We start from the raw sequence: 17,954 nt of genomic DNA on the forward strand, positions 1-17,954 counted from the left end.
ATTAAATTTTACAAAAAACACAAAAACTTTTAAATTTAATAACTTAGTTAAGACTATTAGCTAATTTACTTGGGATATTCAGCATTAAATCACTGATTTTTATTCGCTAGCTGCTTAATTTGCCCAATAATTTGTTTTCGAACATCTTTTAACTTAGGCGATTGCTGATCAAAAGGGATAGGACGACAAAGGGTCATCGCTTTTAATCCTAATCGAGCAGTCAACATACCTGCACCAAGCCCTTGAGCAAGTCTGGCTGACAACTTGCCAAGTAAATCTGCACCAAGTAAATCACTCCCCAGATCAGCGATAAGTTCACTAGCACCAGCATAGAGCATGTTAATAAATACTTGCTTGATCAGCTTTATTCGAGACCAATAGCTCAATCGCAAACCATATAAATGCGCAATCTCGTCGATCATTTTAAGGTTGCGCCAAAACATTAATAACATGTCAATAATGGCAATAGGGCTTAACGCGACTATCACCACCGATTCAGTGGAATATTTACTCACTTTTTCAAGTGCTTTTTTGTCAACCTTCGACAATACTTGCTTGGAAAACAGCTGCAATACTTCCTCATTAGAGAGCTCTTTTTGAACCGTTTGTTGCCACTGTTTTTCCTGCTCAGATAATAAATCAACGGGTAGTTGTGCTGCGATCTCACGACATAAGGTTTCTGCGCTACGTTGACTAGTTATAGTCGCATTTTCATTGACCTGTTGTTTTAATTTTTCTCGACGTTTTAATTGCCTTAGCCCTTGATACTCTCGTAGTGCACTACTGCCTACTATCAAGGAAAGTATCAATAATAACGCGCCGTATAAGCTCGCAATGATAGGTTCTTGATTAAAGCCTAAGATAAAAAATTCAACCGTTTCGATGATCACTAAAACAGCTAACAAACTGATGGCAATACGCCATAACCACGACGGTTTGTTCGGCATGTCGACATCAGCAGGGACTTGCGGTTCAACTTCATTCAACTCATCATTTTCAATAAAAACTTGTTCTTCTATCACCACTGGTTGCTGATCTGAGTCAAGTGTATTTAGCTCATCAAATAATATTTGTTGCTCGGGCTTGTCTTTTAAATCACTCATGTCATTTTATCTCCCAACAAAAACTCAAACACCTGATCCATTCTTAGGTGAGGTAACGTATGATGTGTTGAAACTGTCTCTAAGGGGGCAAAAGACAGATAGTTAAAAGACTTCTCTTGCCAATAGCTTGCCTTAGGAATAGTCGATGGTACAGCACCAGGAAATAAGGTAACTAATTTGTTATCAGCGAGTGCTTTGCCTTGTATCACAGGAATATTTTTACCCTGATATTTCCCCTGCCCTGCTTTAGTTGCTTTTACCGAGGCAATGGCCTGAGTCGACATCTTAATTTCATCAAAACTGAGTTGATGTTTAGTTTGATGAACGAGTTGATCCAATAACGACATTAAATGTTGGTGTTGCTCTGGCGTGACATGATCGGCTTTAGTAGCTGCAAATAACAATTTGTCAATTTTCGGGGAAAAAAGGCGCGTTAACATATCAGACTTCCCGTAATCAAAGCTTTTCATGATTAAGTTGAGCGCTTGTTGCAAATCATTAAAACTATCTTGTCCTGCATTTAGCGGCGTTAAGCAATCAGCCAAGATGATTTGCCGATCAAAGTTAACAAAATGCTGTTTATAAAATGCTTTAACCACACGCTCTTTATATTCAAGGTATCGCGCACGCAGCATACCAATTAAGGTATCATCTCCGGCACTTTGATAATCATCAATATTGATCTGAGCAAATTCTGTAAATGGAAAGAACTGTAATATCGGTGCTCCAGCTAAATCTCCGGGTAAAATAAACCGCCCCGGTTGGATAACGGACAAGCCTAATTCATGCCGATAATGTAACAGTAATTGTGTATATTCTTGCGACAAACTTGCCAGTTTCTCTTCATCTACTGGCTCAAAAGGGTCTAACTCAGCAACTTTTGTTAAAAATCCTTGCGCTTGCTTGGCACGAAGTGGTTGCTGCAAAAGTTCAGTAGTCGCCTCGCTCCATTGCTCAAACGTTTGATCTAATAAAGGCAAATCAAGTAACCACTCGCCTGGATAATCAGTAATATCAACATATAAAGTAACGGTATCAGTGGCATACTTGAGCAATGAATTTTCTGGCTGATATCGTATCGCCAATCGAAGTTCACTTATCCCTTGAGTTGGCTCTGGCCAACTTGGAGGTTCATTGCTAAAAGCTGCCATGGCCTTGTCATATTCAAAACGCGCGATATGTAAATTTTTCTGAGGTACGCGTTTGGCCGCAATAAATCGCCCTTGATGAATAGCGGAGAAAAAATCTAATTGCGATTGGCTGTTCTCATTGACTAACTGATTAACGAATGAAGTAATAAAGGCCGTTTTTCCACTGCGGCTTAAACCCGTAACCGCGAGGTTGATATGTTTATCTAAGGTTCTATTTACCAAATCATTGGTTTTCTGTTTAAGCCGTTCAATGGTTTCTTTATTGATCAACGCCATAAATAATACTTGCTCTGTTACCATTGCCAAAAGACAAATCTAATCGCCATATTAACGATTATTTTCTAAATTTTACAGTGTTTTAACTAATCAGCCTGCAAAATAATAATATGCACAAAAAAAGCGACAAACGTCGCTTTTAATAGGTCAAATAAGTCAAAGGTTACTTATAACTTATTGATTTCACGTGACACAGTAAATTCAGGTGAGGTCACATATCGCTCGATTTTTTGTAACTCTTTTTCTAGTGTTTTAAACTTACGTCTAATATCATGAAATGCTTGTTTAGGTGGCTCCCCTGCCTGCCAAATCCGAGATTTCACCTTGATTGACTCGTTTGCTATATCTTCTTCATGACAGTCATTTTGCTGTTTTGCTTTACGTTTAAATTTCTTTGCGCAAACTTCCTCTGTCCCCGCTTTTTTGTCTAAAATAAACCAAGCTGCAATGTAAATAACGACGAACCACCCCATGCCAAGCAACACACCAGAAACAACTAAGATCCTAACTAGCCAAGTTTCCCAACCGAAGTAGTCTGCCAATCCAGCACAGACTCCAGCAATTTTACCTTCGCTTGGGTTACGATATAATTCACCCCGGCGCTTATCTATCATACTTTATTCCTCCAATCTGGAGTTTCAGCATCTAAAATAGCTTCTAATGTTTTGATCCTATCAGCCATTTTATCCGCTAATTCTGATAACTCTGCCAATTGAATATATTCTTCTTCGCTAAAGCCTTGGCTAATTTGGCGTTTACTACGGTAATGAAGAATCAACCAAATCGGCGCAACAACCAACATAAATATTATTACGGGGGCTACAATAATTTCTTCCACACTAACTCTCCTTAATTCAGTCAATATTGATATTTGTTCTGCACAACTTATTTAGATTTTTTTGTTGTTTTAATTTTAGTCTTTAATTGTGCTAATTCATCATCAATATTTTCATCCGATTCTAACTCTGCAATTTCGTCGGCTAATGACTTGCTTCCCAAATCATAAGATTCTACTTGCGCTTCAATATCATCAATTTTACGCTCATATCTATCAAAACGACTTAACGCATCATTTACACGGTCACTGTCAATATTCTGTTTAACTTTCAAACGAGAGCTAGCGGTCTTTTCACGCATAATAATGGCTTTTTGTCTTGCTTTGGCATCGGCTAATTTCTCTTGTAGTTGAGAAATTTCATCCTGAAGCTTGGCAATATGTTCATCAACATGTGATAACTCATCAATTAATGCTTGAGCACTTTCTGAACACTTTTTCTTCTCAACTAAGGCGGCACGTGCTAAATCTTCTCTATCTTTACTGATAGCAAGTTCAGCTTTTTCTTGCCAAAGTTCAGCGTCTTGCTCAAAACGCGCTACTTGACGGGAAATTTCCTTTTTATCTGCTAGTGTTTTCGCTGACGATGAACGAACTTCCACTAAAGTGTCTTCCATTTCTTGAATAATTAAGCGTACCATTTTTGCTGGATCTTCCGCTTTATCTAATAAACTATTGATATTAGAATTGATGATATCTGTAAATCTTGAAAAAACACCCATAACTACTTCCTCATTCAAATAAATTTTTTCAACTTGCTGTACTAGTATTCATGTTTCACGCCAATTTTATTTATTTAGTTAATCTATTGTTTTAACTAATTTTATTTAATTGTTAAAAAATCCTTTCATCATATCAATTAATAAAATACACTATTTGTTAGCCAAATAAACCAATAATTAGGTCGACAATGTCACGCTTTAATCAACAAGACAACCTCATTGGACAATCAAATAGCTTTTTAGAAGTTTTAGAGCAAATTTCACAAGTAGCCCCACTCAGTAAACCCGTGTTAATTATTGGCGAACGCGGTACAGGTAAAGAACTTGTCGCAGCACGCCTTCATTACCTGTCAAAACGTTGGGACCAAAACTACTTAAAACTTAATTGTGCGGCGTTAAATGAAAACTTATTAGAAAGTGAATTATTTGGCTACGAAAGCGGTGCTTTTACTGGCGCCAATAAGCGCCATGAAGGCCGGTTCGAACGTGCTGACAAAGGCACCTTATTTTTAGATGAAGTTGCAAACACCTCAGGATTAATTCAAGAGAAATTACTCCGTGTGGTTGAGTATGGCGAATTTGAGCGCGTTGGTGGTTCAAGAACCATCAAAACCAACGCTCGCCTTATCGCAGCCACCAATGAAGATTTACCTTCAATGGCTGACTCTGGCGAATTTAGAGCCGATTTACTCGATAGACTAGCATTTGATGTGATCACGCTCCCGCCATTACGTGAACGGGTTGAAGATATTTTAATCCTCGCCGAACACTTTGCGATTAGTATGGCGCGTGAATTAGAGTTTGAATTATTTAGTGGTTTTACCGAGAAAGCCAAAAGAGCAATGTTGGAATATCATTGGCCAGGTAATATTCGAGAATTAAAAAATGTGGTTGAGCGCAGCGTTTATCGCTGTAACAATCCACATTTACCCGTACATGATTTGGTCATCGATCCATTTGAATCTCCTTATCGACCTTCAAAGCGTATTAAAACACATGATCGTGTAGTAAGTAATACCCATATCAATACGCAAGAACATACTGTAGAAGCGAGCGAAACTACACCTCCTCCTTCGCTAGCGGTGAAGCAATCATTCGAATTCCCGCTTTCATTGAAATCATTATCACAAGAATATGAGATTGACTTAATTAAGACTGCCCTCGAAAATTGCCAGTATAATCAAAAGAAAACTGCTGATGCGTTAGAATTAACCTATCATCAATTAAGAGGCTATTTAAAAAAATATAACCTACTCGAAAGTAACGCAGCTGAAGAATAAGGGTACACGGTGACTAAGTTCACAAGTTACATCAATGTATTGTTAATCACTGTCATGGTATCAAGCATGTTGATAGGCTGTGATTCTGGCAGCGAAACATCGTTAAGTGAAAACAGCATTATCTATTGTAGTGAAGGTTCGCCAGAAACATTTAACCCTCAGCTGATCACTTCCGGTGTCACCGTTGATGCAACATCAAAGCAATTATACAATCAACTAATAACATTTAATGCCATAGATAATGCCGTCTCTCCCTCATTAGCGAAATCATGGCATGTCACCCGAGATAACAAACGCATTACTTTTTATTTGCGTAAAGGAGTAAACTTTCATCATACCCAATACTTTAGTCCGACCCGAGAATTAAATGCGGATGATGTGCTGTTTAGCTTTAATCGAATTTTAGATACTAAGCATGCCTTTCACCAAGTGTCAGGAGGCAAATACCCATTTTTTCAGAGTGTTGGTTTTTCAAACTTGATTGACTCCATCGAAAAAATTAACGATTACACGGTACGTTTTAATTTAAAACGAGCAGATAGCTCCTTTCTTGCGAATTTAGCCACAGATTTTTCAGTGATACTTTCCAAAGAATATGCAGAGCAATTGATAAAATCTAATCAACCTGAATTAATCGATAATTACCCCATAGGTACCGGCCCTTTTAAATTAAAAGAGTATCGTACCGGTTCCTTTATTCGCTTTGTTCCGCATGAGCAATATTGGGATGAAAAAACAACACTAAGCCAATTGTTATTTGATATCACCCCCAGCAATACGGGGCGCTTAACCAAGATGCTCGCTGGTGAGTGTGATATCATCGCCTACCCGATCGCTCAAGAGAAAATCAGGCAAGTAAAAAACTTATCACTTGATCAAGTCACCGCTTTTAACATTGGCTACTTAGGCTTTAATACCACTAGGTTTCCTTTTAATAATAAACTGGTACGAAAAGCGGTCGCCCACGCTATTAATAAGCAAGCCATACTCGATACAGTCTATTTTGGAGATGCTGAAGGTGAATCAGCCAAAACCATTATTCCACCTTCTTCTTGGGCATATGACAACAGTATTAAGGAAATAGAGTACTCTGTAGCAAAAGCACGAGAATTACTCGAACAAGCTGGGGTAGAAAAAGGCTTTACCATTGACTTATGGGCCATGCCAGTGCAACGAGCATATAATCCTGACGCAGTCACTATGGCTAAGTTAATCCAAGCAGATCTCAACCAAATAGGTATCAAGGTTAATATCATCAGTTATAAATGGCAGGAATTTTTACGTCGATTAGCTTTGGGTGAACATCATGCTGTATTACTCGGGTGGAGTGCAGATCATCCCGATCCCGATAATTTTTTCACCCCATTATTAAGTTGTTCATCAGCCATCACTGGTACTAATCGCACCTTTTGGTGTAATAAAGCCTTTGACCAAATCATACAACAGGCACTAATTACCACTGATATTCAAGAACGTAAAACACTATATCGCCAAGCGTTAAATATTTTATATCAGGAGCTGCCATTGTTTCCGATTGCTCATTCAAAACGCTTTCAGGCTAGAACCAATAAAATCAAAGGAAAATTATTAAACTCATTTGGTGGTATTGATTTTAATGGGGTAACCAAGAATTAATATGCTGATATTTACCTTACGACGACTCAGTTTATTTGTCTTCACCTTACTATTACTGACTCTTTTATCATTTAGCTTAAGCTTTTTATTTCCAGGCGATCAAGTTACCAATATTTCAGGACAATTAAATGCCAGCCCTGAACACCTTGAAATGGTAGCAGCACAATATGGTAAGCATGAATCTATTTTCATCCAATATTGGCGTTATTTAACGCACCTATTCCAAGGTGACTTTGGTATTTCAATGGCAAGCCAACTTCCTATTAGTGAAGAGGTATTAAATCATTTACCCGCTACCATAGAACTAAGTAGCGTCGCATTATTAATTGCAATGTTAGTTGGGATCCCTATTGGCTTTATCGCTGCTATCCACCATCGCAAAGTAACTGACAATATTATTTTATCTTTTGCCATGATCGGCTATTCAATCCCTATTTTTTGGTTGGGGTTGTTAGCTATTTTAATTTTCTCCATTCAACTAGGTTGGTTACCCTCAGCAGGCCAAATCAGTTTAGTTTATGAAATTGAACAACGTACCGGCTTTCAATTTTTTGATATTTTATTAAGTGATAGCCCTTATAAATGGCAAGCATTTCAAAATGCCAGTGCTCATATTTTACTACCGGCTTGTGTCGTCGCTCTCGCACCAGCAACAATTTTTATTCGACTAGCTCGCACCGCAATGCTCAATGTACTTGAAACACATTATATCAAGGCTGCGATGGCAAAAGGTTTGAATTACCGACAAATTATATTTCGTCACGGGATAAGAAATTCTCTGGTTGGGGTTATTCGTGATGTTGGTTTACAATTTGCCAATCTAGTCACGCTAGCCATGGTCACTGAGGTGATTTTTAGTTGGCCGGGTATCGGCAGTTGGCTTATAGAAAGTATTTATCAGCGAGATTATACTGCGATTCAAGGCGGGTTATTGGCATTATCCAGCTTTATATTTATTGTCCATATCCTGACAGATTTTATTTATGCATCATTAAACCCTCTAGCTCGAGAAGTACATCATGGCTCGCGATAAAATATATTTAGAGGAAGAATTTCCTTCACCATTACTTCAGCTATGGCATAACTTTCGTCATTCTCCGGTGGTAATGATAGGTTTTGGCTGCTTTATCTTTTTGTGTGTTCTCGCCATTTTTTCACCAATAATTTCTCCTTATTCCCCCATCAACAACCATTTAGATCATTTGTTACTTCCTCCTGCCTGGCATGAAGATGGAGATGTTAGCTTTTTATTAGGCACCGATAATCTTGGCAGAGATATGTTATCAAGGTTAATGCATGGAGCGTCATTAACTTTTGGCTTAAGTTTTGTTGTGGTTATTATTTCACTGGTGGTGGGGGTTTTTATTGGTTCATTATCTGCACTAACAAAGGGGTTAAAGTCTAGTTTTCTCAACCATTTCTTAGACGTTATCTTATCAATCCCATCGCTTTTACTTGCCATAGTGATCGTTGCCATTCTTGGCCCAGGTTTAAACAATACCTTGTGGGCGATTGTCATGGTATTAATTCCGCAATTTATCCATATCACTCGAAATGCCGTTGAAGAAGAATTTCAAAAAGATTATGTGTTAGCCTCTCGGCTTGATGGTGCTAGCTCGATCAGAATTTTGTCTTATTCAATATTTCCTAACATCATAGAGAAATTAATCAGTCAAGCAACACTTGCTCAATCAGCTGCCATTTTAGATATTGCCACCCTCGGTTTTTTAGGTCTTGGTGCTCCCATTCCTATGCCCGAATGGGGTGCAATGCTAGCCAATGGTATTGATCTTTTTTATATCGCCCCTTGGACCGTCTACTTGCCTGGATTAGCCATTTTATTTTCAGTGGTTGCCACTAACTTAGTTGGTGAAGGTATGCGCCATGCAATTAAGCAGCGTAAGGTGAACTAATGAATTTGCTTGATGTAAGAAATTTATCAATAAAGCTATTAACGGGCGAAAAAGCCATTTTAGCTGTTGATCGGGTCAGCTTAACCATGAAAGAAGGTGAAGTACGCGGTTTAGTGGGTGAATCAGGTTCCGGAAAATCACTGCTAGCACAAGCTATTATGGGAGTACTCGATGATAAATGGCAGGTAGATGCTGATCGCTTTCATTGGCGAGGTAATGACCTTATGCGCCTTTCACCGGAAGAAAGAAAGTCCGTGATCGCAAAAGATGTTGCCATGATATTTCAAGAGCCCATGGCTTGTTTAGATCCTACAACCACCATCGGCGAACAATTAGCTGAAGCTGTTTATAGTGAAGAGTTCACTGGTTTCTTTTGGCAAAAGCATCAACAAAGACAATTGGCTGCGATTAACTTACTTCATAAAGTGGGAATTAAAAATCATCAAAAGTGCTTGAAAAGCTATCCTCACCAACTAACAGACGCCCTATGTCAACGGGTAATGATTGCTATGGCGTTAGCAAGAAAGCCCTTACTATTAATTGCTGATGAGCCAACAGCGGCAATGGAAAGTACCAATCAAGGTCAAATATTTCGACTGCTTGCCAGCTTGAATCAATTAAAAAACATGTCAATATTATTGATCAGTCACGATTTAGAAAACGTCACTCACTGGACCAATACGATTACTGTGATGTATAGCGGACAATTTGTTGAAGCTGGCACCACCGAGCAAATTTTTAACTGCCCGTATCATCCCTATACCCGTGCCTTGGTTGATAGCAGTCCAAAGGCGAATATGCATATTCCCGTCAAATCACGCTTAATGACCTTACCAGGAAGTATTCCGATCCTTCAACATTTACCTATTGGCTGTAGGCTAGGACCTCGCTGCCCTAAAGCACAACGCGCTTGTGTAAAGGCACCTAAAGTGAAAAATTATCATGGTCATCAAGTCAGTTGTCATTATTCACTAAAGGACAATTACTAATATGACTAGTTTATTAGAAGTGAGTAATTTAAGTAAATCATACCATGTTGGTGGTTTCCCCTTTAAGCGTAGAGTAATCAACGCACTCGAGCCTATTTCATTCGAAGTCCCTGCACATAAAACGTTAGCAATAGTAGGCGAAACTGGCTCTGGCAAATCGACGCTAGCAAAGCTACTGGTTGGTGCTGAGAAGCCAACAACAGGGAAAGTAAAACTCAATGGACAAACATTGAATCATGGTAATTTTAAACAGCGTTGCCAGCATATCAGAATGATATTTCAAGACTCAGGAACCACACTAAATCCAAGTTTGACTATCAGTCAATTACTTGATGAGCCTTTACTGTTAAACACAGATCTAGATGAGAACCAACGAGCTTTATTAATAAGAGAAACGTTACAAAAGGTAGGTTTACTTGCTGATCATATGAACTTTTACCCTCACATGCTTTCTGGAGGACAGAAACAACGTGTCTCACTTGCCCGCGCTATTATCTTAAAACCACAAGTGATCATTCTTGATGAGGCATTAGCTGCATTAGATCCTTCACTACGTTCACAAATGATCAACTTACTGCTCGATTTACAACAACAAATGGGCTTAGCTTTTGTGTTAATTTCGCACAACCTTGGTATTATCCGCCACTTTACGGATTATATGATGGTCATGAGTAAAGGTCAGGTAGTTGAAATGGGAAATACCTTAGATATTTTAAAAAAACCTCAACACAAATACACCAAAAAGCTCATTATGAGTCAACACTTTCAACTGTTAAACCGATAGTAAAATACTTATCACAGCCGATATCGCCGTTCCTGTACATCCATAGCCCACGGCATACCGTACATCCGGTACGTCACGAAATGATGCTCCTGCAATTTCGTCATACCGTACTTCCTGTACATACACGAAATGATGCTCCTGCAATTTCGACATACCGTACTTCCTGTACATACACGAAATTATGCTCCTGCAATTTCGTCATACCGTACTTCCTGTACATAAAAAAGGCTGCATAATGCAGCCTTTTTTATACAAGTTTTACTATTATAACTGGCTTGTACTCGTCACATTTTGACGCTTAGTGATAGTAGCTTCGCCACGTAATGCTTCAACATAGCTTTGATAAGCCGACTGTGCTAACTGTTGCGTATATTGCTCAGTAAAGCTTTCTGGCGCTTGAGTTTCACCAGCCTTAACAGCTGTCACTTCAACTAAAGCAATATCACCATTTGCCAAACTGACGGTAGACGCGGAAATACTCTCACTGCTTGGATGAGGTAACTTAAATGCTTCACGCGCAATGGCTGCATCTATATCAGCACCGTATCGAGCAACAGCCGCTTTTTCTTCAAACGCTGAGCCATTTTCTGTCAACTTCTCACTAATATTGTCGCCCGCTTTATAAGCCGTCAATAGTTCATCAGCAACAGCTTGCGCTTTTTCATTCGCTTTTTGTTGTACCAAAATGGTTTTAATTTGCTCAGAAACCTCAGCTAATGGCTTAGTATTGGCTGGTTGATATTGGTTGATACGCAGTACAACAGCCAAAGAATCACTCACTTCGATAATATCAGAGTTTAATTGCTCATGAATGATCATATCCGAGAAAGCAACATCAATTAACTGGGCACTATCAAACGGTGCAGCATTACCTGCGCGAGATAACCAATTTGAAGTTTGAACTTTAACACCCGTCGCATTCGCGGCATCTTCAAGGCTATCAGGAAACTCGAAGCTCAATTGCGCTGCTTGTTGTTGTAATTCAAAAAACTTATCCTCTGCTTTTTGCTTACTGACTGCAAGCGCTAATTCTTCTTTTACATCAGCCAACGCTTGTACTTGCTCAGCTTTAAACTCTGTAAGTTTGATCAAATGAAAGCCAACATCAGATTCTACAATGTCTGACACTTGGTTTACTTCTGTCAATGCAAGCACGGCACTGTCAAAAGCTTCGCCGTTAATATCCGCTTCAAACCAATCAAGATCGCCACCATTTTCGCCACTAAAGGTATCATCAGATAGTTCTTGCGCTAATTGGGCAAAGTCTTCACCCGCATTAATTCGCTGTTTAATCGCGGCAACTTTCTCTTTCGCTTGCGCTTTATCTTCACCAAATTCAATTAAGATATGCGCTATACGACGTTGCGCTTCCTGACGGAAATTAATGATATTTTGTTGGTAGTAGCTTTCGATATCTGCATCTGAAACGTCAATCTCTTTGGCAATCTCGTTCACATCTAACGCGATATAATCTACCTTCACTTTTTCTTGATTTTCAAAGCGTGCTTGATTGGCGATATAGTAATCATTAACTTGCTCATCTGTGATCTCGATACCTTCTAGGAACTGCGAAGCAGTAATCGTTGCATAACGAATATCACGTTGTTGATTTTGTAATGAGCTCACTAACGACTCTTGATATGGAACGGTAAACTCTGTCGCAACTAAAGCTTGTGTCAATTGACGACGCGTCATTTCCGTACGTAAGTAATCACGAAAATCTACTGACTGATAAAAGCCTGCTTGATTGATCAAAGCTAAATAGCGATTATTGTCAAACTGACCTTCAACTTGAAATTCTTTCATCTCACGAATAGTCTTTTTAATTCTGTCATCAGAGACGCGAATTGCCATTTCTCTTGACGCTTGATCAACAAGCAATTGATTAATCAAACTATCGACGACATTATCACGAAGCTGTGCCATATAATTAGCATCATTCGCTAACGTATCAAACATTTCACCAAATTGCTGCGCCATACGATTACGCTGAGTTTGGTATGCTTTTTCAAAATCAGCCTGTGAAATTTTTTCACCGTTAACTTCTGCTACTGAAGTATCAACACTGTTGGTGTAACTTCCAATTCCTGCAACGGCAAAAGTTAAAATAATAAAACCAAGGATGATCTTTGCGACTAGCCCTTGAGAATTTTCTCTAATATTTTCTAACATTGTTTTCTCTTTACACTCAGTGTATTTTTTAAATATTTATATCTACTGATAATACTACGCGCGATTCTATCAGAAGCGCTCACATCCTTGAAGTAACAGACGGCAATATTCGATAAAAAACTTTTTCGTGATGCAAAACAAAAGACCACCCTAAGGTGGTCTTTTTAAAATAATTAAACGTAACTGTGATTAGTTACATGCATCTTTTAAAGCTTTACCTGCTTTGAATGATGGGATTTTAGCAGCTGCAATTTCAATAGTTGCACCTGTTTGTGGGTTACGGCCAGTACGTGCAGCACGATCACGTACAGAGAAAGTACCAAAACCAACTAACGCAACTTGCTCACCACCTTTTAACTCTTCAGTAACAGCTTCAATAAATGAATCTAATGCACGTCCAGCTGCAGCTTTAGAAATGTCAGCACCAGCAGCAATTTTCTCGATTAATTGAGATTTATTCACAGTATATTCCCCTTCGATTGTTATTATTCAGCGCCATCTTTTGTTTTAGCGTCCTGCAGAAACTTTTATATCAAGCTTCTTTTTGAACATCAAGCACTGAGTTAAAGAAATTCAAAATTAAGACAATTATTTTTATCTCATCTAGACCCCAATATAAATAAGGGGTCTAGCGCTTTAAGCTTCATTAACTTACCACAGTTTCAAACTTTGGAAAGCCCTAATTGCAATTTTTTTAAGTTTTTTACACTTTTTTTGCCAATTTACTCAAAAAAACACCATTTTTCAGGGTGTAGAGCAGATTTATTTTCCATTTTTCGCTTGGCCATTGTCTTTTTTAAAAACCTAGCATAGCGGTTTAAATGAAAAATTAACTATGGCTAACTATCCATTTTCCATTTTTCAACTGGATGTTCCAGAGCGATTTCTAACACTTCTTCAATCCATTTTACTGGGTGAATGCTTAGATCGGCTTTCACATTATCAGGGATTTCTTTTAGATCTCGCTCGTTATCTTTCGGAATAACCACCGTTTTTATGCCACCACGGTGAGCAGCAAGTAATTTTTCTTTTAAACCACCGATAGGGAGTACTTCACCTCTAAGGGTAATTTCACCCGTCATGGCCACTTCAGATTTGACCGGATTGCCAGTCAAACTTGATACAAGCGCAGTACACATGCCAATCCCTGCACTAGGACCATCTTTTGGCGTAGCTCCTTCAGGAACATGTACATGGATATCACGTTTCTCATGAAAATCTTCATTTATGCGCAAGTGCTCGGTTCTACTGCGCACTACCGTCATCGCTGCTTGTATTGATTCTTGCATCACATCGCCTAATGAGCCGGTATATGATAATTTTCCTTTACCTGGCACTGATGCCGTTTCTATGGTTAATAGTTCACCACCAACCGAAGTCCATGCAAGTCCTGTAACTAAGCCAACACGGTTTTCATCATCTGCCCTGCCATAATCAAAGCGTTGCACGCCTAAGTAGTCAGCAAGATTATCTTGATTAATCACTATTTTTTTCAATGACTTGTCTAGCAATATCGCTTTGACTGCTTTACGACATAATTTAGAAATTTCACGTTCTAAGTTACGTACCCCCGCCTCGCGAGTGTAATAGCGGATAATACCAATAATGGCGCTATCATCAATTTCAATTTCTTTCGCTTTAAGGCCATTACGTTCAATTTGTTTGGTTAACAAATGACGCTTAGCAATATTAAGCTTTTCATCTTCGGTATAACCAGATAAGCGGATCACTTCCATCCGGTCAAGCAACGGTCCTGGAATATCCATACTATTTGATGTTGCAACAAACATGACATCTGATAAATCATAATCAACTTCTAAATAATGATCGTTAAAGCTTGAGTTCTGTTCAGGATCTAACACTTCAAGCAATGCAGAGGCAGGATCACCACGCATATCCGAGGCCATTTTATCAATTTCATCCAAAAGGAATAACGGGTTTTTCACCCCTGCTTTGGCTATTTTTTGAATAAGCTTGCCTGGTAAAGAACCAATATAAGTACGACGATGACCACGGATCTCAGCTTCATCTCTTACGCCGCCTAACGCCATACGCACATATTTGCGCCCAGTAGATTTAGCAATAGACTGCCCTAATGAAGTTTTACCAACGCCAGGAGGCCCTACTAGACATAAAATAGGCCCTTTTAATTTGCTAATGCGCTGCTGTACCGCAAGATACTCAATAATGCGTTCTTTTACCTTTTCTAAACCATAATGATCTTTTTCTAAGACTTCTTCTGCCAATGCTAAATTACGCTTTAACTTACTGCGTTTTTTCCACGGTACACTGATCATCCAATCAATATAGCTTCTAACAACAGTTGCTTCTGCTGACATTGACGACATCATTTTTAATTTTTTAAGTTCGGCTAATGTTTTTTCTTTTGCCTCTTTTGGCATTTGAGCATCATTAATTTTTCGTTCTAGTTGCTCATGCTCATTAACCCCTTCTTCATCTTCGCCTAATTCTTTTTGAATTGCCTTCATTTGCTCATTCAAATAATATTCGCGCTGACTTTTTTCCATTTGCTTTTTCACACGACTACGGATCTTTTTCTCAACTTGTAAAAGATCCATTTCGCCTTCCATCAACGCCATTAAGTGTTCAAGACGTTCAGCAACATGAGTAATTTCTAATATTTTTTGCTTTTCAACTAATTTTAAAGGCATATGAGCAGCCATAGTATCGGCAAGCTGCTCAGCATCATCAATACCAGAAACAGAGGTTAGCACCTCTGGTGGAATCTTCTTGTTCAGTTTAACGTAGCCTTCAAACTGTGAAATAGCCGAACGCACTAGAATCTCAAGATTTTCAACCGCATCATCTTCTACATTCAAATAGGCAATGTCCGCTGTAAAATATTCTTCTGTTTCAATAAATTGTTCAATACTCGCGCGCTTAACCCCTTCAACTAAAACCTTAACAGTACCATCAGGTAATTTAAGCATTTGTAAAATGGTGGCAACGGTACCTGTTTGGTAGACATCTTCAGCAGTGGGATCATCTATTGCAGCATCTTTTTGTGCCACTAGAAAGACTTGTTTATCACTTTCCATCGCGATATCTAAACAACGAATCGATTTTTCTCGACCAACAAATAATGGGATCACCATTTGTGGATAAACCACCACATCACGTAAGGCAAGTACGGGGATTTCTGTGACTTTTGCTACATCAGCTAATTCTTCTGACATTAGAAACTCTCTTCATTAATATGAATAAAACATTCGAGACAATTATACCAATTGAATTAACTATTTAATCGTTCAGCGAGAATTAAAAGGCTTATAGGCAGGCTTTGATTGCAGCTAATGGTTATTTCCTTAGCAAAATCAGTAACGCAGCATATGAGCCTTTTAAACTCGCCCTTTGGGAGCTTGTCAGGATAGTGATCACTTTACAAATTGCTTTGATGGAGAATGACTACACCTGCATCAATTTGCTTTGTTCACACGATCCTGACACCGCTCTGAATGGGTTAAATAGCTATTTCAATTGGTATTTAAACTATATGGGGTTATTCATGTTGCTTTCAACAAATAATAGGAAAAAATGCCACTGAATGAAGATATTATCATCTCAACACTGAGAAAATATAAAATTTTTTAGCTGAGTCGACGTGAAAAAATGAGAATGACGCTAGTTATCAAGGTCTAGCTAAATCAGCTTGGGGGAATTTCAAATAACTACTAAGATAAAAACAAAAGAAGTGATAAATATATTCACGGTATAAGGGCTATTTGCTGCTCTTATACCGTGCTATAGGACATCAACTAGTTATCAGATGCCGCTTTTTCTTGTGGTGTTTCATAGATAATAATCGGTTTTGATTCACCTTTTATTACCGTTTCATCAAGTACCACTTTCGACACATTTTCCATCGAAGGTAATTCATACATAGTATCAAGCAATACCCCTTCAACAATGGAGCGCAAACCACGTGCCCCAGTTTTACGTATCATGGCTTTATTGGCGATAGCTTTTAATGCGTCTTCTCTAAACTCTAACTCAACATCTTCCATATCAAATAACGCGACAAATTGCTTAGTCAACGCATTCTTAGGCTCTTGTAGAATTTGGATCAATGCATCTTCGTCTAACTCACTTAAGGTCGCGACAACAGGTAAGCGGCCAATAAACTCAGGGATCAAACCATATTTTACTAGATCTTCAGGCTCAACTTCTTGGAAGCGTTCGGTTAACGATTTGCCTTGATCACTGTCTTTAACTTCCGCGCCAAAACCAATGCCTGTGCCCGTATTACAACGTTGCTCTACAACCTTATCTAGACCAGCAAACGCACCACCACAAATAAATAGGATTTTAGAGGTATCTACTTGTAAAAACTCTTGTTGAGGATGCTTACGACCACCTTGAGGAGGGACAGAAGCAATTGTGCCTTCAATGAGTTTTAATAATGCCTGCTGAACACCTTCACCAGAGACATCGCGAGTGATTGACGGGTTATCAGACTTACGTGAAATCTTATCAATTTCATCAATGTAAACGATACCGCGCTGCGCTTTTTCGACGTCGTAATCACACTTTTGCAATAACTTTTGAATGATGTTTTCAACATCTTCACCAACATAACCTGCTTCGGTTAATGTCGTGGCATCAGCCATGGTAAATGGTACATCCAGTAACCGCGCTAACGTTTCTGCCAGCAGCGTTTTACCACTGCCCGTAGGACCTATTAACAAAATGTTACTTTTACTTAATTCAACACCGTTGTGTGAATCTCCATTACGTAAGCGTTTATAGTGATTATAAACCGCAACAGATAACACTTTTTTCGCGTGTTCTTGACCAATCACGTAGTCATCTAAACTTGTTCTGATCTCAATGGGTGATGGAAGACTTTCTTGTTCTTGCTTTGGCGCAATCTCTTTAATTTCTTCTCGGATGATGTCGTTACACAGCTCAACGCACTCATCACAAATAAATACGGAAGGCCCTGCGATTAACTTACGCACCTCATGTTGGCTTTTGCCACAGAAAGAGCAATACAGTAACTTTCCATTATCACCGTCACCTTTATTCATATCGGTCATACGGTACCTCTAAACTTAAAAATCTTAAACATCAATA

15 protein-coding genes are annotated in these 17,954 nt (G+C 38.8%); 6 read left to right on the forward strand and 9 right to left on the reverse strand.

The annotated features are described in order from the left end of the window. Positions 1–89: 89 nt before the first annotated feature. From IV514_RS08225 to pspA, 5 genes are all read right to left on the reverse strand, one after another. Positions 90–1,103, reverse strand: a complete 1,014-nt coding sequence (locus tag IV514_RS08225; RefSeq protein ID WP_206484466.1) for a TIGR01620 family protein — start codon at positions 1,101–1,103, stop codon at positions 90–92. Next, the gene (locus IV514_RS08230; RefSeq protein ID WP_241242310.1) at positions 1,100–2,554 is read right to left on the reverse strand and encodes a YcjX family protein; all 1,455 of its coding nucleotides are present in this window, start codon (positions 2,552–2,554) and stop codon (positions 1,100–1,102) included. The genes IV514_RS08225 and IV514_RS08230 overlap by 4 nt, the downstream gene beginning before the upstream one ends. Before the next feature lie 143 nt (positions 2,555–2,697). Continuing rightward, on the reverse strand, positions 2,698–3,141 hold the full coding sequence (pspC, locus tag IV514_RS08235) for an envelope stress response membrane protein PspC (protein ID WP_206485287.1): 444 nt from the start codon (positions 3,139–3,141) through the stop codon (positions 2,698–2,700). Continuing rightward, positions 3,141–3,368 (reverse strand): envelope stress response membrane protein PspB, encoded by a 228-nt coding sequence (gene pspB, locus IV514_RS08240; protein ID WP_206484467.1) that lies wholly within the window; start codon positions 3,366–3,368, stop codon positions 3,141–3,143. The genes pspC and pspB overlap by 1 nt, the downstream gene beginning before the upstream one ends. Before the next feature lie 47 nt (positions 3,369–3,415). After that, positions 3,416–4,087 carry a phage shock protein PspA gene (gene pspA / locus IV514_RS08245; RefSeq protein WP_206484468.1) on the reverse strand — a complete coding sequence of 224 codons (672 nt, stop codon included), beginning with the start codon at positions 4,085–4,087 and terminating at the stop codon, positions 3,416–3,418. Between the two features lie 188 nt (positions 4,088–4,275). Here pspA and pspF point away from each other — a divergent pair, with 188 nt between their 5' ends. The 6 genes from pspF to IV514_RS08275 are packed head-to-tail and all read left to right on the forward strand — an operon-like array spanning position 4,276 to position 10,688. Continuing rightward, positions 4,276–5,367, forward strand: a complete 1,092-nt coding sequence (gene pspF / locus IV514_RS08250; protein WP_206484469.1) for a phage shock protein operon transcriptional activator — start codon at positions 4,276–4,278, stop codon at positions 5,365–5,367. A gap of 9 nt (positions 5,368–5,376) precedes the next feature. Further along, positions 5,377–7,002 carry an ABC transporter substrate-binding protein gene (locus IV514_RS08255; protein ID WP_346776906.1) on the forward strand — a complete coding sequence of 542 codons (1,626 nt, stop codon included), beginning with the start codon at positions 5,377–5,379 and terminating at the stop codon, positions 7,000–7,002. 1 nt (position 7,003) lies between these two features. Continuing rightward, positions 7,004–8,035: an ABC transporter permease gene (locus tag IV514_RS08260; RefSeq protein WP_206484470.1), complete on the forward strand. Its 1,032-nt coding sequence runs from the start codon at positions 7,004–7,006 to the stop codon at positions 8,033–8,035. Beyond that, positions 8,022–8,915, forward strand: a complete 894-nt coding sequence (locus IV514_RS08265; RefSeq protein WP_206484471.1) for an ABC transporter permease subunit — start codon at positions 8,022–8,024, stop codon at positions 8,913–8,915. Before IV514_RS08260 ends, IV514_RS08265 begins: the two co-directional genes overlap by 14 nt. Next, positions 8,915–9,904 carry an oligopeptide/dipeptide ABC transporter ATP-binding protein gene (locus tag IV514_RS08270; protein ID WP_206484472.1) on the forward strand — a complete coding sequence of 330 codons (990 nt, stop codon included), beginning with the start codon at positions 8,915–8,917 and terminating at the stop codon, positions 9,902–9,904. Before IV514_RS08265 ends, IV514_RS08270 begins: the two co-directional genes overlap by 1 nt. Position 9,905: 1 nt before the next feature. After that, positions 9,906–10,688, forward strand: coding sequence for an ATP-binding cassette domain-containing protein (locus IV514_RS08275; protein ID WP_206484473.1), 783 nt, complete (start codon positions 9,906–9,908; stop codon positions 10,686–10,688). Positions 10,689–10,952: 264 nt separating this feature from the next. On the opposite strand, the gene IV514_RS08280 is transcribed toward IV514_RS08275, so the two are convergent. The 4 genes from IV514_RS08280 to clpX form a co-directional block, all read right to left on the reverse strand. Then, positions 10,953–12,860, reverse strand: coding sequence for a SurA N-terminal domain-containing protein (locus IV514_RS08280; protein ID WP_206484474.1), 1,908 nt, complete (start codon positions 12,858–12,860; stop codon positions 10,953–10,955). A 189-nt stretch (positions 12,861–13,049) separates the two neighbouring features. Then, positions 13,050–13,322, reverse strand: coding sequence for a nucleoid-associated protein HU-beta (hupB, locus tag IV514_RS08285; RefSeq protein ID WP_085299093.1), 273 nt, complete (start codon positions 13,320–13,322; stop codon positions 13,050–13,052). Positions 13,323–13,699: 377 nt separating this feature from the next. Then, the gene (gene lon / locus IV514_RS08290; protein WP_206484475.1) at positions 13,700–16,057 is read right to left on the reverse strand and encodes an endopeptidase La; all 2,358 of its coding nucleotides are present in this window, start codon (positions 16,055–16,057) and stop codon (positions 13,700–13,702) included. Between the two features lie 579 nt (positions 16,058–16,636). Then, positions 16,637–17,917: an ATP-dependent protease ATP-binding subunit ClpX gene (gene clpX / locus IV514_RS08295; RefSeq protein ID WP_206484476.1), complete on the reverse strand. Its 1,281-nt coding sequence runs from the start codon at positions 17,915–17,917 to the stop codon at positions 16,637–16,639. Between the last annotated feature and the right edge of the window lie 37 nt (positions 17,918–17,954).

The sequence above is a fragment of the Thalassotalea sp. G2M2-11 genome (assembly GCF_017168195.1).
Taxonomy (GTDB): domain Bacteria; phylum Pseudomonadota; class Gammaproteobacteria; order Enterobacterales; family Alteromonadaceae; genus Thalassotalea_E.

Coding starts and splice junctions, on each gene's coding strand:
- IV514_RS08225 (WP_206484466.1), bottom strand. CDS start 1,103: ATGAGTGATTTAAAAGACAAGCCCGAGCAACAAATATTATTTGATGAG.
- IV514_RS08230 (WP_241242310.1), bottom strand. CDS start 2,554: ATGGTAACAGAGCAAGTATTATTTATGGCGTTGATCAATAAAGAAACC.
- pspA (WP_206484468.1), bottom strand. CDS start 4,087: ATGGGTGTTTTTTCAAGATTTACAGATATCATCAATTCTAATATCAAT.
- pspF (WP_206484469.1), top strand. CDS start 4,276: ATGTCACGCTTTAATCAACAAGACAACCTCATTGGACAATCAAATAGC.
- IV514_RS08260 (WP_206484470.1), top strand. CDS start 7,004: ATGCTGATATTTACCTTACGACGACTCAGTTTATTTGTCTTCACCTTA.
- IV514_RS08265 (WP_206484471.1), top strand. CDS start 8,022: ATGGCTCGCGATAAAATATATTTAGAGGAAGAATTTCCTTCACCATTA.
- IV514_RS08270 (WP_206484472.1), top strand. CDS start 8,915: ATGAATTTGCTTGATGTAAGAAATTTATCAATAAAGCTATTAACGGGC.
- IV514_RS08275 (WP_206484473.1), top strand. CDS start 9,906: ATGACTAGTTTATTAGAAGTGAGTAATTTAAGTAAATCATACCATGTT.
- IV514_RS08280 (WP_206484474.1), bottom strand. CDS start 12,860: ATGTTAGAAAATATTAGAGAAAATTCTCAAGGGCTAGTCGCAAAGATC.
- lon (WP_206484475.1), bottom strand. CDS start 16,057: ATGTCAGAAGAATTAGCTGATGTAGCAAAAGTCACAGAAATCCCCGTA.
- clpX (WP_206484476.1), bottom strand. CDS start 17,917: ATGACCGATATGAATAAAGGTGACGGTGATAATGGAAAGTTACTGTAT.